This is a genomic window from Halobacillus sp. AWH4_228 (assembly GCF_056158365.1).
Map to the genome: position 1 here is coordinate 927,027 of NZ_JBSWTE010000001.1, position 20,577 is coordinate 947,603.

General features: G+C 46.6%; 22 protein-coding genes and 1 pseudogene. 15 read left to right on the forward strand and 8 right to left on the reverse strand.

The window, feature by feature from the left end:
- Positions 1-170: 170 nt before the first annotated feature.
- The 7 genes from ACXADP_RS04580 (at position 171) to ACXADP_RS04610 (ending at position 5,837) form a co-directional block, all read left to right on the forward strand.
- On the forward strand, positions 171-515 hold the full coding sequence (locus ACXADP_RS04580) for a hypothetical protein (protein ID WP_027954894.1): 345 nt from the start codon (positions 171-173) through the stop codon (positions 513-515).
- Positions 516-594: 79 nt separating this feature from the next.
- Entirely contained in the window at positions 595-1,251 is a 657-nt protein-coding gene (locus ACXADP_RS04585) for a DUF5819 family protein (protein WP_281658654.1), read from the forward strand.
- Between the two features lie 23 nt (positions 1,252-1,274).
- The gene (locus ACXADP_RS04590; RefSeq protein WP_474970937.1) at positions 1,275-2,240 is read left to right on the forward strand and encodes an HTTM domain-containing protein; all 966 of its coding nucleotides are present in this window, start codon (positions 1,275-1,277) and stop codon (positions 2,238-2,240) included.
- On the forward strand, positions 2,218-2,643 hold the full coding sequence (locus ACXADP_RS04595; protein ID WP_474969616.1) for a thiol-disulfide oxidoreductase DCC family protein: 426 nt from the start codon (positions 2,218-2,220) through the stop codon (positions 2,641-2,643). The genes ACXADP_RS04590 and ACXADP_RS04595 overlap by 23 nt, the downstream gene beginning before the upstream one ends.
- Before the next feature lie 140 nt (positions 2,644-2,783).
- On the forward strand, positions 2,784-3,839 hold the full coding sequence (locus ACXADP_RS04600; protein ID WP_474970938.1) for a transglutaminase-like domain-containing protein: 1,056 nt from the start codon (positions 2,784-2,786) through the stop codon (positions 3,837-3,839).
- A gap of 215 nt (positions 3,840-4,054) precedes the next feature.
- Positions 4,055-5,029: a cell wall-binding repeat-containing protein gene (locus tag ACXADP_RS04605; RefSeq protein WP_474970939.1), complete on the forward strand. Its 975-nt coding sequence runs from the start codon at positions 4,055-4,057 to the stop codon at positions 5,027-5,029.
- A gap of 229 nt (positions 5,030-5,258) precedes the next feature.
- The gene (locus ACXADP_RS04610; RefSeq protein WP_474970940.1) at positions 5,259-5,837 is read left to right on the forward strand and encodes an Ltp family lipoprotein; all 579 of its coding nucleotides are present in this window, start codon (positions 5,259-5,261) and stop codon (positions 5,835-5,837) included.
- 115 nt (positions 5,838-5,952) lie between these two features.
- On the opposite strand, the gene ACXADP_RS04615 is transcribed toward ACXADP_RS04610, so the two are convergent.
- From ACXADP_RS04615 to ACXADP_RS04630, 4 genes are all read right to left on the reverse strand, one after another.
- Positions 5,953-6,648, reverse strand: a complete 696-nt coding sequence (locus tag ACXADP_RS04615) for an ABC transporter permease (protein WP_474970941.1) — start codon at positions 6,646-6,648, stop codon at positions 5,953-5,955.
- Positions 6,645-7,493 carry an ABC transporter ATP-binding protein gene (locus tag ACXADP_RS04620; RefSeq protein WP_474970942.1) on the reverse strand — a complete coding sequence of 283 codons (849 nt, stop codon included), beginning with the start codon at positions 7,491-7,493 and terminating at the stop codon, positions 6,645-6,647. Before ACXADP_RS04620 ends, ACXADP_RS04615 begins: the two co-directional genes overlap by 4 nt.
- A 101-nt stretch (positions 7,494-7,594) precedes the next feature.
- On the reverse strand, positions 7,595-8,590 hold the full coding sequence (locus ACXADP_RS04625; protein ID WP_474970943.1) for a LytTR family transcriptional regulator DNA-binding domain-containing protein: 996 nt from the start codon (positions 8,588-8,590) through the stop codon (positions 7,595-7,597).
- 285 nt (positions 8,591-8,875) lie between these two features.
- A complete protein-coding gene (locus tag ACXADP_RS04630; protein ID WP_474969603.1) occupies positions 8,876-9,334 on the reverse strand; it encodes an Lrp/AsnC family transcriptional regulator in 459 nt (152 codons plus the stop codon).
- Positions 9,335-9,561: 227 nt separating this feature from the next.
- Between ACXADP_RS04630 and ACXADP_RS04635 the strand changes: the two genes are divergently transcribed.
- From ACXADP_RS04635 to ACXADP_RS04665, 7 genes and pseudogenes are all read left to right on the forward strand, one after another.
- Complete coding sequence (locus ACXADP_RS04635; protein ID WP_027954903.1) at positions 9,562-10,536, forward strand: tripartite tricarboxylate transporter substrate binding protein; 975 nt, start codon at positions 9,562-9,564, stop codon at positions 10,534-10,536.
- A gap of 15 nt (positions 10,537-10,551) precedes the next feature.
- Entirely contained in the window at positions 10,552-11,040 is a 489-nt protein-coding gene (locus tag ACXADP_RS04640) for a tripartite tricarboxylate transporter TctB family protein (RefSeq protein ID WP_474969602.1), read from the forward strand.
- A gap of 15 nt (positions 11,041-11,055) precedes the next feature.
- Entirely contained in the window at positions 11,056-12,570 is a 1,515-nt protein-coding gene (locus ACXADP_RS04645; protein WP_474969601.1) for a tripartite tricarboxylate transporter permease, read from the forward strand.
- A gap of 2 nt (positions 12,571-12,572) precedes the next feature.
- Positions 12,573-14,186, forward strand: coding sequence for a gamma-glutamyltransferase family protein (locus tag ACXADP_RS04650; protein ID WP_474970944.1), 1,614 nt, complete (start codon positions 12,573-12,575; stop codon positions 14,184-14,186).
- 23 nt (positions 14,187-14,209) lie between these two features.
- Entirely contained in the window at positions 14,210-14,773 is a 564-nt protein-coding gene (locus tag ACXADP_RS04655) for a chromate transporter (RefSeq protein ID WP_474970945.1), read from the forward strand.
- Positions 14,773-15,300: a chromate transporter gene (locus ACXADP_RS04660; protein ID WP_160838616.1), complete on the forward strand. Its 528-nt coding sequence runs from the start codon at positions 14,773-14,775 to the stop codon at positions 15,298-15,300. The genes ACXADP_RS04655 and ACXADP_RS04660 overlap by 1 nt, the downstream gene beginning before the upstream one ends.
- 277 nt (positions 15,301-15,577) lie before the next feature.
- Positions 15,578-15,736, forward strand: a pseudogene (locus ACXADP_RS04665) (transposase); the annotation flags it as partial.
- 178 nt (positions 15,737-15,914) lie between these two features.
- Here the strand turns inward: ACXADP_RS04665 and ACXADP_RS04670 are convergent.
- Entirely contained in the window at positions 15,915-16,337 is a 423-nt protein-coding gene (locus ACXADP_RS04670; RefSeq protein ID WP_027954908.1) for an organic hydroperoxide resistance protein, read from the reverse strand.
- Positions 16,338-16,494: 157 nt separating this feature from the next.
- Between ACXADP_RS04670 and ACXADP_RS04675 the strand changes: the two genes are divergently transcribed.
- On the forward strand, positions 16,495-16,941 hold the full coding sequence (locus ACXADP_RS04675; protein ID WP_474969598.1) for a MarR family winged helix-turn-helix transcriptional regulator: 447 nt from the start codon (positions 16,495-16,497) through the stop codon (positions 16,939-16,941).
- 40 nt (positions 16,942-16,981) lie between these two features.
- Here ACXADP_RS04675 and ACXADP_RS04680 read toward each other — a convergent pair whose 3' ends face one another.
- From ACXADP_RS04680 to ACXADP_RS04690, 3 genes are all read right to left on the reverse strand, one after another.
- Positions 16,982-18,607: an L-lactate permease gene (locus ACXADP_RS04680; RefSeq protein ID WP_474969597.1), complete on the reverse strand. Its 1,626-nt coding sequence runs from the start codon at positions 18,605-18,607 to the stop codon at positions 16,982-16,984.
- A gap of 27 nt (positions 18,608-18,634) precedes the next feature.
- Positions 18,635-19,600, reverse strand: a complete 966-nt coding sequence (locus tag ACXADP_RS04685) for an L-lactate dehydrogenase (protein WP_474970946.1) — start codon at positions 19,598-19,600, stop codon at positions 18,635-18,637.
- Between the two features lie 236 nt (positions 19,601-19,836).
- Positions 19,837-20,526, reverse strand: coding sequence for a hypothetical protein (locus ACXADP_RS04690; protein ID WP_160837903.1), 690 nt, complete (start codon positions 20,524-20,526; stop codon positions 19,837-19,839).
- Positions 20,527-20,577: the final 51 nt, after the last annotated feature.

The window sequence follows — 20,577 nt, forward strand, 5'->3', positions numbered from 1 at the left end:
CTTTCATAACATGCGAAATACATCTTTCATGGTTACCATGATACCATTTATCTAGGAAATAAGTGTAAGAGAAGAAAAGCAATTTTGAAGGGGGGGATACCACAAAGGAGGTACCTGTACTGTATCTGGTTGGCTTATGCTTTGTACGATCATTAAAGGAGGAATATCAAATGAAAGTAAAGAAGCAATTGATGGCAGGTTGTATGGCATTAGGGTTATTTGTTGGAGGGACGACAGCCACATCCGCTTTGGCTAGCACAGATGATATCGAATCCCAAACAACTCTGGAAGTGAAGCAGGTTTCTGAAAATGGAGCCGAGCCGGAAGCTATTCCAGCAGTGGTTGGAGCTTACGCTCTTAAAGGAGCAGCAGTAGCAGGAGGAGCTTTTGTAGCGGGCGTGACAGCCAAGGCTGGTGCTGATGCGTATGACTGGGCGAAAAATCAGATTGGTGGAAACGATGTAATTAAGGGAGAAAGCGATTATGAAGATGTGAAAGTCGTCTTTGATCAATAATACTTAGGTGAGTTATTCCAACGCAAATCTCTGCCCTTTTTATAGAGGGCAGAAGATTTGCCTTTAAAGAGGTGACACGATGATAAAGAAAATTGGAGTCAGCTTAATCCTTTGCGTGTTTGTTTTTCATTTAGTTATAACAGCCTTATATCTAACTCCTTTCAACCCCGTTAAAGCAAAGTACAGCTTCGCCGTCAATGCCTATATGGAACCTTTATTTTCTCAAAATTGGAGGCTGTTTGCTCCCAACCCGGCTTCTACCAACAACCAATTCATGGTTCGGGCTCAGTTTGCCGATGGAGGTACATCAGACTGGCTTGATCTCACAACGTTTATGATTGATAAAAATCAGGCCAACCGTTTTACTCCGTATAACCGTTTAGTTCGAATCCAGAGAGGGGCCTTCACTTCCCTGTATCAAACGGATGAGGTGACGTTGAAAATATCACAGAAAATTGAAGAGAAAAACCTTGATCGAGAGGACTATGATCATCTGCTTGAAAATGAACGGACTCAGAAAAAAGATGAATATGCCCAGGAAGCTCTGAACCGATATGCTCAATCCTATGTAAGAAGTGTCTATCCAGAGAAGGATATTGAAAAAACACAAATTATAATGCAGGAAACAAAAGCTGTTCCATTTTCTGAAAAGGATAATGAGCAGTATGAAAGAGAACAGCAGCTTCATGAATTTGAATGGGTGGATTTCGTGGAAGTTTCTCCTGTATTTGATTGAAATCTATAAAGGAGGTCCTGGTAGTGAAGCGCTTATATGGAATGTTAACGGAAAAAAAACATATGTTGATTGGAGCTGGATTGCTTAGAGTTTCCTTTGGTCTGCTCATTTTGTTTATGTATTTCATTCATTACTCTCAAAGAAGGTTCATCTGGGGGCCTAATGGAATGCAGAATCACGATCATCTCCAAGAACAGATGGCTCTGACCAGTAACTTTTCTTTATACCAGCTCTCAGATTCTCTTCTGTACTTTGACATCATTTTTCACCTCGGCATCTTGTTTGCCCTCTTATTCACCTTGGGAGTGATGACGCGTTTTACTGCTATCGTTAACCTCTTGTTTGTGTGGTCATTACAACATGCCAACGTCTTGATTCTTGACGGTGGAGATAACATTATGCGGATCATTCTACTCTATATGCTGTTTGCGAATACTTCCGCGTATTTTTCGATAGACCGCTCGAGGGCAAATAAAGAAAACAATGCCATAGGGCATGCTCCAGTATGGAATGCCTTACATAACCTGGCCATCCTTACCTCTATTATTCAGTTATGCTTCATGTATCTATCTTCTGGAACCCATAAAGTGATGGGGGAGATGTGGACGAACGGAACAGCGCTCTATTATATTCTCCAAGTTGGTGAATATACACATCCTTTCTTCCAAAATATGATAGCTTCTTCTGAGATTTTGCTGCTGGCAGGGGCTTACAGCGCCATTTTTGTCCAGTTGTCCTTTCCTTTTTTTCTATTAAATCGGTATACCAAATACTTTGCTATGTTCAGTGTTATCGGACTGCATATCGGAATAGCCATTGTCATGGGACTGTTTACGTTCTCAGCTTCTATGATTACTATGCAGTTTCTGATGCTCAACGACCAGGAGTATAAAAGAGTCTATAGCTGGATAAAAGGAGCAGTTCTTAGAGTACGAAACAAATTCCAAGGAGCAAAGGTGAAGCGGTATGAAACAAAACAAGTTCAGTGATCAAGCAGCCGTCATCATTTTTTACGATTCTCATTGTCCGGTATGCTCCAAAAGTATGAGATTCCTATCCAAGTTAGACCGGGGACGAAAGTTGCGGTATGAATCGATTAGAGACAACCAAGTACTGGAAAGGTATGCTATAGATAAGACAGAGGCAGAAAAACGGATGCATACGTTTACATTAAAGGATAACCAAATGGAAAAAGGGATCTTCAGTGTGCAGAGAATAGTGAAGCAGCTGCCCTTATTCTGGATAGCGGTTCCCATCCTCCAATTATCCATATGGGCAGGGTTAGGGTCTCCCTTGTATGACTGGCTGGCCAGTAGAAGGACCATATTACCTGTTGGCGGTTGTGAAGGGGATCGCTGCACGATTTCCAATGGAGAAAAGCAGGTGAAGTGATGAGGCAGTTCGACTATTCGTTCCGATACAAGAATAAAACATCTGATCAAGTAAGTGTCTGGCTAGCTAATCCACCAGAGACACAGCGGCAAACGATCCTACAAGAAAAGAAACATCCTCCCCGCCAGGAGGATAAAGACATGATCGGAAATACAATCAGTTACTATGAATTAGCCCCGGGGGAGCAGATCCAGGCCTCCTACGTTGTTGGAATAGAAAAAACGTCAAAAAGCTCTACACCTCTTACGAAAGAAGAACGGGAGCGGTATACACGCTCAAGCCCTATGATTCCTGTTAACGAGGAAATGACTCATATGGCTTCAGCTATTACGGAACCTGCCACTACAGATAAAGAAAAAGGATGGGAACTTTTCGTCCACCTAGTGAAAAACTATTCTTATACGTTTCCGGTTAAAGCTAGAGGGGTTTCCCATTTTCTAAAAGAAAAGAAGGGAGATTGTGGCGAATATTCCTTCCTTTATGCCTCTCTTTGCCGTTCACTCGGCATTCCCTGCAGAGTGATGGTCGGGGCCTTTGCTATGGGCCGTCATCAGGCTCATGTTTGGAATGAGATTTATATTGAAGGCGAAGGATGGATGCCGGTCGATACAAGTATGGCTTACACGGTGCGGAGGCAATTGTGGCGCTTCTTTTTTTCCTCTATTCGTACATTAAGCTGGAGACGCTACTTTGGCCATTTAGAGAATCAACGGATTGTCTTTTCTATTGATACCGAGCATACCCCTTCCCCTCCCTATGTAAAGGAAGGCGGAAGTACAGAAAACGTGTATCAATCATTCCCACTAGCCGGTGAGCGGTTTGTTTGGGGGAAAAGCTCCCTGGTCGGAACCATTCCGTATTTTCAGCCTATGTATTTTTATTATCATTCAGACAAACCCTATCAACTGAAAAAGACGGAAGAGGCTTTAGGAGATTGGAACGTGAAAGAGTCCGGAAAACAGAAAGGATTTCTGCTTGCTCGAACGATCTCAGGCTATCTTGCGTTTTTCATGGCATTCCTTTACTTGTTTACTGGTTGGGAAATTGCTAGTATTTTATTCCCTTTTCCAGCTTTGATTTATTGTCTTAGTTTTTTAGTCCGAAAAGAACGGCCGCTCTTTTTCTCACTGGCTTCGTGTTTCTTCGGAGCGGTGTCTTTGCTTGTTACGCTTGGTTTTCTTTCCGAATTTATATAACGAAAGCTCCTTCTCTCTATAAGGGAAGGAGCTTTTTTATGAGTCATTTAAAGGAGTTGAGTGACAGTCATGTGTTGGAGGGAACTATAAGATACAGCTCGCAGATGATAAGCATCTATTTAATCGCAGGCCATTTCAACCGATATATAATTATCAGATTTGTTAATAACTGACGTTCATGATTTTAATATTTATAGGGAGTTGTTTAAAAACTCATGCGGAAAACTATGATCTTCCTTTTCTTTCTTATTTTTTTGCTATTTTTTATTCCTATGGCTTCAGCAGCGGATGAAAAGGACCGACTTGCCGGCTCAAACCGCTTCGAAACAGCTGTAGAAATCTCTAAAGCTGGGTGGAACAAGGCTGATACCGTGATTCTATCCACGGCCTCGAATTTTCCGGATGCATTGGCGGGCGGGCCCTTAGCAAAAGAAATCGACGCTCCCATTCTTTTGGTACAAAAAGATCGGCTGACTGACACGACCCGCGCTGAAATGGAGCGCTTGAAGGCATCCGAAGTTATCATTCTTGGAGGCAAGGGTGTCATTTCTGAATTAGTTGTAACAGAAGTAAAAGCAATGGGACTTACTATTGAGCGGATTGGCGGAAAAGACCGCTATGAAACAGCAGCAAAGATTGCAGAACGGATGGAGAAATCGGATACAGCATTTGTTGTCTACGGCGATAATTTTCCCGATGCTCTCTCCATTGCTCCCTATGCCGGCCAGGAAGGACACCCGATTTTGTTGACGCGTACCGCTTCCCTGCCGGAGGTTACCAGGGAAGCTCTCCGTTCTGTTGATCATTCCTTTGTGATCGGAGGTTCGTCGGTGGTCAGTGATGAAGTGATGAACGAATTGCCTGATGCCACGCGTGTCTCTGGAAATAACCGTTTTCGCACATCGGCTGAAATTATCCGAAGGTTTCAAATGGACGCAGACAATGTCTACATCGCCACCGGTTACAGCTTTCCGGATGCATTAACAGGATCGGTGCTCGCCGCAAAAAACAACGGGGCGGTCATTTTAACAAAAACAGACAGTCTTCCTGTAGAAATGAGCTATCTGCTGAATCAGAAGGTATTTGAAAGAGGGGTTGCCCTTGGAGGGACGAAGGCTGTTTCGGAGGAAGTCATATCTTTAGTGAGAATTATGATTGCCAGGCTGAATCTATATAGCTGTCCAATATAAAATTGAATCATCATCAAAGAAGGAGCAAGCATTATAAGGCTGCTTATATAGGTAATCTCCGCTTTGTTCCTTTTATCTCCCCCTCTACTCTCATGGAATTCAGAGAAATTAATATACTATAGGAAGAGTATCCTATGAATTTCATCACATTTATGTAGACTGTGCTATTGACATGAAATGAAAAAATAGTAATAATTACATAGGTGTAAATAAATAGGGGGAGTCTATTATGAGTAAAAGAGAAAAGAAAAAGAAGCCTTTTTATAAAAAATGGTGGGTGTGGGTCATCGCCATTATCATATTTTCTGTAGCTGCAACTTCAGGAGATGAGGAAGCTACAGGTTCTGACGACGTGAGCGAACCAACAACAGAAGAAACATCCAACGATGAATCAACAGTGGAAGAAACAGAAGAGCCAGAAGAGCCAGCAGTTGAAGAAAACGTTGAGGAAGATGAATCTAGTGAAACTTCATCAGAAGAAGAAGCATCTCAAGAGGCTAGTGTTCCAAGAGAACATAGTTCTGCATTGAGTAAGGCAGAGTCCTACGCTGAGACGATGCATATGTCTAAAGCGGCCATTTTTGATCAATTGGTTTCTGAATATGGGGAGCAATTCCCTGAAGAAGCAGCAGAATATGCGATGGATAACATAGAGCATGATTGGAGAGATAATGCTTTGAAAAAAGCGCAATCTTATGCTGAAACGATGGATATGTCTTCAGCAGCCATCTATGATCAGTTGATTTCAGAGCATGGAGAGCAATTCACTAAAGAACAAGCTCAATACGCAGTCGATAACTTAGAATAAGCAGATACATAAGCCTTTCTGATTCCTTTTACCAATCAGAAAGGCTTTTTTATATGAAAATACACCCGCATAAACGTTATCAAGAAAATCTGCCGTCTATTCCTTTATTTCTGTTTTATCTTGTGAATTTCTTTTTATACACACCAATAGTTACGATAAGCGTCATGATTGTCCATACGCCGATGATGAATGCAGGTTTCAAGGATATCCGCTGACCGAGGTCCTCAATAAACAGCTGGATTTGATAGTTTGGCAGGTACTCAAGAAACGAAAGGAATTCATAACTCGCCATCAACGATTCAAAAGTAATGTTCATCCCAAACAAAAGTAAAATCGGCATAAGAACGACAGAGGTTTCAATTAACGTACGGGTCAGCAGGCCGATCAGTGTTCCGAGGGTAATGTAGAAAACAAGGAGCAGGAGAAGCATGCCGGTCATCCACACAGGTTCTTGAATGGAATAGCCTACGATCAACAAGCTGACAATCAGTGTGGCAAGCGTCATGACAAACGTGACGAGGCTTTTGCCGGCTAGAATATCCAAGGTGGAAGCGGGCGACATCATTAAACTTCTTAGTGTATTCTTCTCTTTTTCTTCCGCAATCATCGCAGACTGGACAAAGGTCCCAACAGCCGCAAAGCTCAGCGTAATCACTAAGGTGACGCTGGCTGTTGTGACACCTTCCGCCTGACTCATCATGAAAGCCATCATAATCGGAAGAATGATCGTGGAGGATACAAAGAGGTTCCGGTATAATTCCTTCAAATCTTTTTGGAAAATCGCATAAATCCGTTTCATTAAAAATGTCATACAAGATTCCTCCCTGTGACCTCTACGAAAATATCGCCGAGGGTTGGTGTATTCATCTCAATCGTTTCCACTTCGCTGTTCTTCATCCATTGGTAGATCTCCTCTGCACTTGCGGGTTCGTTCGGAAGCATGATTTCCCGGCCGTCTGTCAGTCCCACCATCAGATGTCCGTCACCGAACTGCTTTCTAAGCTTTTTCGGGCAGTCGAGCAGTTGGATACTTCCTTTATCCAGAAATGCGACGGTGCTGCAGAGCGTTTCCGCTTCATTCATATCGTGCGTCGTTAAGAAAATGGTCGTCCCCCGCTCATTTAAAGTCCGTAGACCGTGATGAATGTGCTGAGCGTTGGCCGGATCAAGAGCTCCTGTCGGCTCATCGAGGAAAAGGAGATCGGGCTGATGCAGAAGAGCACGGGCGAGCATCGTGCGCTGCTTCATCCCTTTGGAAAGCTTCGATACCCGCTTATTCTTTTCCGCTGTCAGATGAACGATTTCAAGGACCTCTTCGACTTGTGTAGAAGGCTGATCGTACAATTCGCAGAAAAGAAGGAGGTTGTCACGAATCGATAAGCGCTCGTATAAACCGCTCGAATCCGACATCACACCGATCCGCTTCAAATAATGGGGATGGTGCATATCTTTGGAAGGCACGCCAAAGACACGGGCTTCACCGGAAGTCGGGACCTGCTGGCCGGTCAGAATCTCAATGGTTGTCGTTTTTCCAGCTCCGCTTGGTCCGAGAAACCCAAAAATGTCTCCCTTTTTTACTGCGAAGGTTAAATCCCTCAAGGCCTGTTCTTTTCCGAATGTTTTTTGGACATGATTGACTTCAATAATGTGATCCATTTTCATTCCCCCGTTTCGCTTTGTTCTCCTTCAGATTACGGGAGATCAACGAAGCGCACAGCTGTTTTTGCGTAAACGGAGTCACCTGGGGCTGAACGGAGCTATTTGAGGCCCAGCAGTTCCTTTAGTTCAGCCATTTTACCTTTGGAAAGCGGGACTTCGGTTTTTTCTGCGTTATCGAGCTGGAGGCTGTAGCTGTTTTTGGTCCACGTAATGACTTTTCGGACCTTCTGAAGGTTCACGATATAAGACCGGTGGCAGCGGAAGAATCCGAACAGCTTCAATCTGGCTTCCAAATCATTCAGGGTGAACATTCCCTGGAAGGCTTCCCCGCGGATATGGACATATGACTGCCCCTGAATGCTTTCGATGTAATCGACTTCAGGCGGGTCAAATAAAATCATGTTTTCCTGCACTTTAGTCGGGATTTTATGGAAGGTGACGGTTGCACCATCTGCTTCAGGCTCAGCGGACTCTTCGTGCTCTCTTTCCACTTTATGTATACCGTCCTGATGGAGACGGTGGGTGTGATCGCCCATCATAATGGCGCTCTCCAGGTTACTGGTCAAGATCATCACAGTTTTACCTTCTTCTTTCAGTCGTTGTAAGATCTTCATCAACATCTGTTTCGTTTCGAGGTCTACATTTTGATCGGGTTCCTCCATGAGAAAGAATGGAGGGTCCTGTAAAATGAGACAGCCCAGCTGTACCCGTTTTTTCTCAGAGAAGGTCAGTTTTTTCACCTGGTGGTGTTTAAGGTCAGTCAGGTGCGTCCAATCCATGACTGATTCCAAGGAAACGCTGGATTGGTAAAGGTCTCTGTGAAAACGGAACAGCTCCTTCACCTTCAAGCGTTCATAAAGAGGGGCATCCAGGCTGAGCAGTCCTAAAGGAATAGGAGAAGGGCAGCCATGGAAGGAAATACAGCCTCCAGATAACGCCTCGTCTCCAGTAAGAATATCAATCAGCCAGTGTCGGAGATCTGTATGAACGTAAACAGACACGACCTGTCCTGGTTCAATACGTAAATCAAATGGGGAAAAGATCGTCGTGCCGCCGCGGCTCTTTTCCGCCTGCGTAATCGTGAGACCGTCCATAATCAGGGTTCTCCTTTCTATGTAAGCTCTTTATTAGACATGATACAGCATATGGAAAAATTTAAGTAGGAAATTTCCCGGGAAATGATGGAGCTTGTCAAAATAGTGTTGGTCCTAAGAAGATATAGAAGAGGAAATCCAGTGACAGGGGTCACTGGATTTTTCATGTTGAATGAAATCATTAGTTCAATGAACGAAAACATATCCATGTCACTGTTTCGTATGAGGTCCGTTTGATCTGCAGGTATAGGGATTGAGGGATATGCTTCTATTCCATAGGAGAGCTTACAACTTGTATCCTTTCCTGCTTTTAAATCGTTTCAGAATAATTGAACTATCCACTCGGGTGATGCCTTCTACGGAGTAGAGCTCATCATTGATAAAGGCTTCCAGCATTTTGAAATCCTCCACAAGCACGTGCATATGAAGGGTGCTCGGTCCGGTCATTTGGTAGATACTTGCCACACTCGGATTGTCTGCCAGATTCTGGGCCACTGCCTGTAGATTCATTGGCTCGACATCGACTTCGAAAAAGGCGGAAATGTTTTGACCGAACCGCTCAGAATTAATGACGGCTGTAAAGTTTTCAATGACGCCTTTATTGATCAGGCTGTTGATACGATCTTTGACGGCGACTCGGGAAATGCCGACTTTTTCAGCTAATTCCACATACGAAATTCGACCGTCCCTTACTAGTTCATCGACAATGGTACGATCCGTTTGATCAAACTCGTTACTTTTCATAGCAAACTCCTTCCACACTCATTATAGCAAACCACCAAGATGGAACAAACAGGTAATCATTTACTTTATGTAAGTGAATATAATCTAATTCAATCTTTTTGTAAGCAATTACACGGATTTATCTTTATTTTTGTTTGAAATTGTATTGACATAGGGACATGCTTTATCTAGTATATTATTTAATTCGAAATTATTTGAAAAATTAAAAAATCAGAGGAGGAAGAGGAATGAAAAAAATGATGGGGGCACTTATTCTTGGCGGCAGCTTAGTTTTATCTGCGTGTAGTTCAGCAGGGGGTTCGACGGAAGCAGAAGGAGAAAGCTATCCGGAACAGCCGGTTCAGATTGTTGTTCCGTGGGATGCCGGGGGAGATACCGATGCCATTAACCGTGTCATCGCTGAGGAGCTGGAAAAGGAACTGGACCAGGATGTCATTGTTAAAAACATCTCAGGTGGGAGTGGTGTCATTGGAGCTCAGCAGACGCTTGATGCCAAGCCGGATGGTTATACGCTTCTTGCGATTCATGATTCCATGGCCATGTCCGAATTGATGGGGCAGGCAGATTTCGGCTATTTTGACTTCCAGCCTGTATCGCTTATGACATCGACCTATGATCTTGTCGCTACGCACCCGGAAAACCCGTGGGACAATATGGAAGACGTCGTAGCTGATGCAGAAGGAGATCCGGAAAGCATTACATATGCTGCTTCCATCGGCTCTACTTCCCAGCTTGAGCCGGCGTTGATCCAAACCGCTGCAGATATTCAATTCAACATTGTCGGGTATGAAGGAACAGCCAAACGGATGAAAGCGATTGTTGCTAATGATGTGCACTTAGGCAGTGTATCGATTGCTGCTGGTAAGGAGTATATGGCGGATGACCGGATGAAGCTGCTTGGGTACACAGGTGAAGAGCGCAGTGCTGAATTCCCGGATGTACCAACATTGAAAGAACAAGGCATTGACGTCACCTCTGCAGTAAGCCGTGGGATTGCAGCACCGAAAGATACGCCGGAGGCTATTGTAGAGAAGTTGAGTGATGCTCTTCAAAACGTAGCAGAAAGTGAGTCATTCCAGGAAAGAATGGAAGAGCTCGGAAGTGAAGTCTCCTACAAAAATACAGAAGAATACGTTCAGTTCCTGGAAGAAAATGAAGTGGAAATGAAAGAGTCCCTTGAAACAAGCGGGCTGCTTGAATAAGAGGAGGCGCCTGACATGATGACCGTTAAAAGAGATGCCATGAACGCTGTAATCCTCTTAGCCTTTTGCGGACTGGCTTTTTACGGATCCACATTAATCCCGGAAAGAAGCCTCGGCAAAACCGAAGGAGACTTCTTTCCAAATATAATCATTGGTATCCTTGCCGTCCTGAGCCTTCTTTTGCTCGTGAAAAGTGTGTATGCGTATGTAACATCAGAAAAACAGCAGCGCACAGAACCAAAGACAAGTTTGAAAGAGCGGTGGGCGGAAGGGAAGAAAGTGTGGTACACGTTCGCTTTGTTTGGTGCCTACATCTTTATCATGCCATCAGCCGGGTACTTTCTATCTTCAGTTGCGTTTCTGTTCACGCTCTATCTGCTTCTATCATCCAACAGAAAGCGTCTCTGGCTTGTGCTGATCATTTCTATCGTTGTGACGTATGTCTTGAGTTTTATCTTCCAAAAGTTCCTGCTAGTCTTTCTGCCATCAGGAGTTCTTTTTTAAAAAGGGGTTTGAATAATGGATAGTATTTTATTAAGTTTCGAATCCATATTGAATATACAGACGATCCTCATCCTGCTTGCCGGCGTCGTTGCCGGGATCATTGTAGGAAGCATCCCGGGCTTTACTATAACAATGGGGGTAGCCTTGACGCTGCCATTCAGCTTCAGCATGGATCCGGTCAACGGAATTGCGTTAATGATGGGCGTACAGGTAGGGGGAAGCGCCGGAGGTTTAATTACCTCCTGCCTGTTCGGGATACCAGGGACTCCTTCGTCCGTCGCAACAACGTTCGACGGCTATCCGATGGTGAAAAACGGAGAAGCCGGAAAAGCGCTGGCCATTGGGTTGTGGTCATCGTTTATCGGTACGATTATCTCCGGTGTCATACTTATTTTCACCGCTCCGATTCTTGCGGAATGGGCGCTGGAGTTTGGTCCTTGGGAAATGTTCGCTTTGATGCTGTTTGGCATCAGTGCCATTGCCAGCTTGAGTGATGGATCCTTAATTAAGGGATTGATTTCCGGAATGCTTGGTATATTGTTCGCCCTTGTCGGCTCTGATCCGCTGACCGCGATTCCACGTTTTACATTCGGAATGTCTGAGCTCATGTCAGGTTTCAACTTCCTGCCGGTGCTGATCGGATTGTTTGCCTTTTCCCAGCTGATGAGTGATATCAAAAGACCCCCTGCTCCTGTTCCGTTCAGTGAGGCGTCCAACGTCAGCTACCCACTGCCGAAGCTTTTAAAGGATATGTGGTCGTCCGGAACGAATGTGATAAGGTCGAGCTTTATCGGGACACTTGTCGGTATTCTCCCGGCAGCCGGCGGGAGTATTGCGAATATCTTAAGCTATGATATTGCGAAGAAGTTTTCCAGGAAGTCTCACGAATTTGGAAAAGGGACAAAGGAAGGGATTATTGCAGCAGAATCTGCGAACAACTCGTCCATTGGAGGGTCCTTCGTCCCGATGCTCGCCTTTGGGATCCCCGGCGATGCGGTGACGGCGATGATGCTTGGAGCCCTGCTGATTCACGGCATTCAGCCTGGACCGTTATTGATGGAAAACCAGCCGGTTCTTGTCTATGGAATCTTTATTTCTTTCTTCCTGGCGGCGTTCCTGATGCTGATTGTTCAGAGCCTTGGGATTAAAGTGTTTTTGAAGATCAATAACATTCCCCAGCATGTGTTGATCCCTGTGATTCTACTGCTTTGCGTGCTCGGAAGCTTTGCTGTGAACAACCGGATGTTTGATGTGTGGGTGCTGCTTGCCTTTGGTTTGATCGGGTATTGGATGAAAGCCAATCTATTTCCTCTGGCCCCATTCATTCTTGGCATCATCCTTGGTCCGATGATTGAAGAAAACCTGCGTCAGGCGATTTCCGTAAGTCCCGATTTGACAACCTTCTTTACCAGACCGATTTCAGCTGTGCTTCTGGTGATGGCCGCCGCGTCCTTAACGTACGGGATCATCAGCAGTATGAAGCAGAACAAACCGAATGAATATGAACAAGAGAATAAGGAGAGTGCTTGATTATGATATCATTGAACCACCATGCCCAGCCCTACCCGGTCTCACGTAAGGCCGTCTACGCCAATAATGGAATGGTCTCGACCTCCCAGCCGCTGGCGGCGCAGGCGGGCCTCGACATTATGAAAAAAGGAGGCAACGCCATTGATGCGGCGATTTCCACGGCCGCCTGCCTTACCGTTGTCGAACCGACCTCCAACGGCATTGGCGGAGATGCCTTTGCGCTGGTTTGGACGAAAGGAAAGCTGCACGGACTGAATGCGAGCGGGCGCTCGCCGCAGTCGATTTCCATTGACCAGGTGAAGGCGGATGGTCATGAGGAGATTCCGAAATACGGCTGGGTGCCTGTCACTGTACCTGGAGCACCGAGCGCCTGGGCGGAACTCAGTGAAACGTTCGGAAAGCTTCCATTAGAAGAGGTGCTTGCACCCGCTGTACAATACGCGGAAGAAGGCTTCCCTGTTTCACCGACCCTTGCGAAATATTGGAACAAGGCTGTCCAGACGTTTGAAAAGGAACTGGAGGATGACGTATTTTCAGAATGGTTCCATACGTTCACACCAAAAGGACGGGCGCCGAAAGCAGGAGAGATCTGGTCGTCCCACGATCATGCAGAAACACTGCGCTCGATAGGAAAAACGAAGGCCGCCTCTTTTTATGAAGGAGAACTGGCGGAGAAGATCGCTGCTTTTTCAGAGAAGCACGGCGGATACATAACGAAGGAAGATTTAGCTCAGCACCGCTGTGAGTGGGTCGATCCGATCCACGTCAACTACCGCGGCTATGATGTGTGGGAAATCCCGCCGAACGGTCAGGGGCTGATTGCGCTCCAGGCGTTGAATATTTTGAAAGGCTTCGAGTTTCCGGCCAAGGATTCGGTGGATACGTATCATAAGCAGATGGAAGCGATGAAGCTTGCTTTTGCGGATGGGCAGAAACATATTACCGAACCTTCCTATATGAGGCATACGGCAGAAGATCTGCTGAGTGAATCCTACGGGGAGGAGCGCCGGCAGCTCATCGGAGAAGAAGCGCGTCAGCCGGAAGCGGGTGAACCATCTTTGAGCGGGACGGTTTATTTAGCGGCCGCGGACGGAGAAGGCAATATGGTTTCCTTCATTCAAAGCAACTATATGGGCTTCGGTTCAGGTTTGGTTGTCCCCGGCACAGGCATTGCCCTGCAGAACCGCGGGCATAATTTTTCCATGGACCCTGACCATGTGAATGCTCTAGAGGGTGGAAAGCGGACATATCATACAATCATTCCAGGATTTTTAACAAAAGGAAAAAACCCCGTCGGCCCATTCGGTGTGATGGGTGGCTTCATGCAGCCGCAGGGACATGTGCAGGTCGTCATGAATACCATCGATTTCGGATTGAATCCACAGGCGGCCCTTGATGCGCCGCGCTGGCAGTGGCTGAAGGATAAGCAGGTGGAAGTGGAACAGACCTTCCCATCCCATATCGCCCAGCAGCTCGTGGATAAAGGCCATGACATTACGGTTCAGGTCGAGCCGAACAGCTTCGGCCGCGGGCAGATGATCTGGAGAGATCCGGAAAGCGGCGTCCTCGTCGGAGGCACGGAATCCCGGACCGATGGGATAACCGCGGGGTGGTAATTGAGGAGAAGGAGTTCTAAATCATGAGAACCTATTGGGATATCTTTATCGCCTTTTTCCGAGTCGGTATGCTCGGTTATGGCGGCGGCCCCGGGTCGATTCCATTGATTCATAAAGAAGTGGTGGACAAATACAAATGGGTAACAGCAGAGGAGTTCGGAGACATCCTGGCGCTCGGCAATACGCTCCCGGGCCCTATTGCAACAAAGCTCGCCGGCTATATCGGCCATCAGGTGAAGGGGATGACAGGGATGCTGATCGGGGTTTTGGCGACAATTATTCCGACCATCCTTCTGATTATCATTCTCTTAACCTCCCTGTCATCCATCAAGCAGTTTGACTGGGTGCAGGGGATGACAGCCGCTGTTATTCCTGTCGTGGGCGTGATGCTGGCGGTGTTGACGTGGCAGTTTTTAGATAAGGCAGGCAGAGGGATGGGGTGGCGGAACACGGTTATCGCTGCTGTCGTGCTGGTCATTCTGATGGAAGTGCTCTCGATCCACCCGGGGATCATTATCGGAGCTCTGTTAGTATTTGCCCTTGTGAAAAAAGATAAGCAGAAAGCGAAGGGGGCGGGAGCTTCATGATGATTTACTGGCAGCTTTTTCTCGCCTTCTTCATTCCCGGCATCCTCGGTTACGGCGGGGGTCCGGCTTCGATTCCGCTTGTGGAGAATGAAGTGGTCCAGAACTATGAGTGGATGGATGTGCAGGAGTTCAGTGAAGTACTTGCACTCGGGAATTCACTTCCTGGTCCAATTGCGACAAAAATGGCCGGTTATATCGGCTATGAAGTGGCCGGTGTGCCGGGTGCCTTTGTTGCGGTCTTTGCTACGGTGGCCCCGTCCTTGATTTTAATGATCATGCTGCTCGGCCTGTTGTTCAAGTATAAGGATTCACCAAAAGTGAAGCGGATGACGATGTATGTCCGTCCCGTGATTGCCGTACTGCTCGGCGTTATGGCGTGGAGCTTTTTCAAGGAGTCGTTTGAAGGCATCGGCTGGCTGCAGACGGTCATTCTGATTGTGGCCGGCTACGTGCTGATGGAGCGGGTAAAGGTGCATCCCGCTTTCGTGATCGCCGGAGCTTTAGCGTATGGAGGATTTTTCCTTTGAATAGCAATAGAGAGGCCCCTTTTAAGGGGCTTCTTTTCGTCTGTAGAAAAAAGGTTTGTCATTCCGTGTGGTTTGGGTCACGTTCCGCTTATCGGTGGGTGCTTGCCGCGGGCACGGCCTCCGCTGACTTGGTCAGGAAAAATCACCTGCCCAAGTGGATCTTCGGGTCGTGCTGTTCCCGCAGGCGTCACCACCGAACGCTCCTCGTGACTCTGCATAACCGCGTTTCCGAGCCTTAAAGAAAAGCAGGATACACTGGGTAACGAGCAGACGGGTCCGCATTCATAAATTCAAAAAAAGCTGCCGAAACGTAGCTCGACAGCCTGAGAAAGTCGAGCGTAGCTTTGCAGATTCAAAAGAAAGGCATGGGCTGCGCTATTTCCGCTTGCTTGGAAAAGAAAAAGTGAAGGAACAGGCGCTGATGACGGCTGCCTGACGGAATATGAAAAAGCCCCCCAAGGAGCGTTATTCCTTCCACTCCTGAGGAAGCTCGGGCGCTCGTCCGCGGAAAGGGAAGGGGATTTCGCTCCCGGCGGTAAGAAAGAAAAAAGCTTGTAAAGAAACAGAGGTTTCTCTACAAGCTGAGAGGTCCTTTAGTAAGGAGCTCTCTTTTTTTATTTTGCCGTTGTTGTCAATTTAACTTCAATATTGTTGCGAGTCGCACGGGAGTACGGGCAGACCTGGTGGGCTTTTTCAACAAGCTCTTCTGCTTCTTCCTGGGAAACGCCTTCGATTTCCACTGCAAGTTCAACAGCAAGACCGAAGCCTTCTCCTTCTTTCCCGATGCTTACGTTGGCTGTAATCGCAGATGTGATTTTTTTCTTCGCCTGAGAGGCAACGAGTTGAAGAGCGCTGTCAAAGCATGCAGAGTAACCGGCTGCAAATAGCTGCTCGGGGTTCGTCGCTCCTTCTTTTCCTGAGCCGCCAAGTTCTTTAGGCATGGATAGATCAAGGTTCAAGGTACCATCACTGGACGTGACCGTACCTTGACGTCCTCCCTGTGCTGTTGCTGCTGCTGTATATAAAGCTTTTTCCATTTTTCTTCACTCCTCATTTAAATTGTGTATAATTAAGTTGTGCACAATTTAATTTATAGCAAAGAGATCGGTTTGTCAACCAGCGGAACTCAAAAACTGGTTCTGTTGTGACAAATGGATGGATTCGCTACACTGGGGGTATAAAGGAGAGATCGATATGGCTGAAGAGCATTTGAAATTGGAAAACCAGATTTGTTTTTCCATTTATGCAGCGGCGCGTGAAATGACGAAAATGTATAAACCCCTGCTTCAAAAGTTGGATGTCACCTATCCGCAGTACTTGGTGCTGCTTGTACTATGGGAAGAGGACAGCATGACGGTGAATGAGCTTGGCAGACGTCTGTATCTGGATTCCGGAACGCTCACACCGATGCTGAAGCGGATGGAAACATCAGGTCTGCTTGAACGGAAACGGTCGCCGGAGGATGAGCGACGGGTGATCGTCACGTTGACTGAGCAGGGAAGAAACGCGGAAAAGGATGCCCGTGACATCCCATTTCAGGTGGTCGACCACCTCGCTATGGATGAAGAAGAGCTAAAGCAGTTCAAAGCTTCGCTCGTGAAGGCTCTTGAACATCTGCATGAAAGAAATGAAACGTCATAAGAAAATCCCCGCTTTCTTAAAGAAGAGCGGGGATTTCTTTTTATACACCAATGAGGGACAAAATGTATGTCGTTACACAGACAACCACCAGTAGAATGAAGCTGTATTTCAGCGTCATCTTGAATAACGTGGACTCCTGGCCGGTCTGCTTAACCGCTGCTGTCGCAATTGCAATGGACTGTGGAGAGATCAGCTTGGCCATCACACCGCCGGCTGTATTCGCTGCCAGAAGCAGTGCCGGGTTCGCGGTGATCTGGTCAGCGGTGACTGCCTGTAAGTGACCGAATAAGGCGTTGTTACTGACGACAGAACCCGTAATGAAAACGCCGATCCAGCCGAGCACAGGACTGACGAGTGGGAACAGGCTTCCCGTTTTGGATAAGGCGAGTCCGATGGTGGAGCTCAGCCCGGCAAAATTGGATAAGTTGGCAAAGCCCATGACGAAGCAGATGGTCAGGATAGGGATCCACAATTCCTGTATCGTCGCTTTCAAGTTTTTCATCCCTTCCGGAAGGGTGATCGCAGAGCTGAACCACCCAGTCAGAAGAACAGCCACCAATATCGCTGTGCCGGTCGCAGAAATAAAATCAAGTTTAAAAATGGCATCAAGCGCGGTTGTTTCCGGCGCAATCGGCGGGGCTTTCTGAATCTGCTGGTGCAGGTATGGAATCGATACCAACCGGGTCGTACCAGCAAGCAGGCCTCCATCATTGAACAGGGCTTTAAAAGCAGGAAGACTCCAGATCGTAATGACGGCCGTTAAGATGTAGAACGGAGACCAGGCTTTAACTATTTCCTTCAGGCTGTACGTTTCGCCGGTCTGAACAGCGGGAGCATCCGCTTCTCTGTGGATCGTTTTCGGCTGCCATTTTCTTAAGAACAGCGCAAGACCAGCCATACTTAAGAGGGCGGCAAGGATGTTGGCAAGTTCAGGTCCGAGAAATAGAATCGTAAACAGCTGGGTGCCTGTGTAAATGCCACTGACGACGAGCAGGGCAGGCAGGGTTTCTTTCACACCTTTCCATCCATTCAGCAAAAAGACGAGCACAAACGGAATGGCAAAGGAGATGGCAGGAAGCAGGTAAGCCAGTGTCCGGGAAAGCTCCATCGTTTCCAGGTTTCCCATCTGGGCACCGACGATGACAGGAATGCCGATCGCTCCGAAGGCACCGGAAGCAGCATTGGCGATCAAGCATAACGCTGCGGCTTTCAACGGGCGGAAGCCTAGTTCCACAAGCAGGGCGGCACTGATGGCAATCGGTACACCGAATCCTGCGGCCCCTTCAAGGAAAGCGTTGAAGCTGAAGCCGATCAGCAGAAGCTGCAGCCGCTGATCCTGAGAGATGTTCGCGATACTGGAACGGATGACCGTGAATTTCCCGGTATGTACAGCAATTTTGTATAACCAGACGGCCATAATGACGATGTAACCGATCGGCCATAGACCGTTCGCTATGCCGTGCAGGGCTGCGGCGAGCGCATTGCCCCATGGCATATCAAACAAGAACACAGCGATACCCAGACTCATGATGAGCGTGAGAAAGGCAGCAAGAATCCCTTTCATACGGAGTCGGGTTAATGCCAAAAAGAAGAAAAAGATGGGGAGAGCGGCTAAAAGCGCGCTCACGCCCAGATTACCAAAAGGATCATACTGTTGGAACCACATGGCAGATCATCTCTTTTCAAAAGAAGTTTAGTTCGTCTGTTTCACATAGAATTGTTCGCTTAGAATATCTTTCAAAACAGTGGCACTGTGATTCAGTTTCCCTTGTTCTTCTTCATTCAGGTTGATTTCCATCACATTACGGATCCCCGTGCGGTTGAGGACAGCTGGAACACCGATATACACGTCATCCACATTGTATTCCCCGTTCAAGTATGCACTGACGGTCATGATGCTGTTTTCGTTGTATAGGATCGCTTTCGTAATGCGGGTCAGACCCATCGCTATGCCGTAATAGGTGGCTCCTTTTTTCTCAATGATCTGATAGGCGGCATCGCGGACATTCACGAAAATTTCGTCGAGATCTTCTTTTGTATAGTTTTCGTGACGTTCGATCAATTCAAGGACTGGAACACCGCCGATGGTCGCGTGGCTCCATACAGGAAGTTCTGTATCGCCGTGTTCGCCGATAATGTTTGCGTGCACGCTGGATGGAGAAACATCGAAGTACTCTCCAAGCAGGTAACGGAACCGGCCGGAATCCAGGATCGTCCCACTTCCAATCACTCGTTCTTTAGGGAGGCCGCTGAATTTCCATGTGGCATAGGTGAGCACATCCACCGGATTGGTGGCCACAAGGAAAATGCCGTCAAATCCGTTGGCCATCACGTCATCTACGATGGATTTGAAAATGACCAGGTTCTTTTTGACGAGGTCGAGACGTGTTTCGCCAGGCTTTTGGTTCGCGCCTGCACAGATGCAGACGATGTCGGCATCACGGCAGTCTTCATACGTTCCATACCATGTTTTCGTCGGATTCGGGGCAAATACTTTTCCGTGGTTCAAATCCATCGCATCGCCCATCGCTTTGTCTTTATTCAGGTCAATGATCACGAATTCCTCGGCTACCGCCTGGTTCAACATCGCAAAAGCGTAGCTGCTTCCGACGGATCCTGCTCCAATTAAAGCGACACGGTTTACATTTTGTTTTGGCATATGAATTCCTCCCTAAAGATAATGAACAAGTTATTGTGAATCATTTCACATTTATATTGTGCAATATATCCAACATGAAATCAATGAGTTTTGTGAAATAATTCACAATAGGCTTGTCCTGTTTTCATTAAAGCGTTTTCCTGTTCAAAAGTTGGACATATTTGTGTGAGGTCTTGGAGGGAAAGGGAGAGATGTTCCACCCTGCTTCCTATTATAAATGGAAGCAGGGTGGAAAACTATTGAATGGGTGTAAAATGGGCAGATGTGGTCAGTTCGATTTCGTCGCCTTCCAACGCCTCAAAGATATATTCGCTCTCATAGAAGCTTCCACTTCCAATCATGATATTGACTTTAGCTCCTTCATTCACAAAGAAGTTGCCGTTCCCATTCGGGGTTACTTTGTAGCGGGCGGCAGGAATGTCTTTCCCTACAGTGAAGAATCCGGCGGAGAGCGTTTTCGGTTCTTCTTTTAATTCAATGATTTTTCCGGTTACGATGGCCAGTTCTTCCTTCTTCGTATCTATTTCCGCTTCAACAGCATCCAATTCACTGTCCTTGGATTTCTTTGATTCTTCCAGCTTCTTGAGATCTGCCTGAAGTGTATCTTTTTCCGCCACCAGAGCTTCAGCCTCACTTAAATCCTTTTCCAATGCCTTGACCTGTTCATTTATTTCCTCTTTTTTCTCGTCGAGGAGCTCAACATCCTTCTCTAAATCCTTCTGGTCGCCTTGTTTTTGGATGAACCTTTTTTCAACTTTTTCTATTTCCATTGTTACTTCTTCGTACTTCAGCTTTTCTTCATTTAAAGAAATGGTACGGGTGTAGGAACCGATGAAAAATGCAGTAAAGAATATCACCAACGCAGCAGCCGTATGGATCCAGAACATTTTCCTCTTGAAAAATACCGGTTTTTGATCTTCTGTCATTCCATCATTCCTCCCAGAGTATCGTAAGACCACTATATAGGCCGAAAGAGG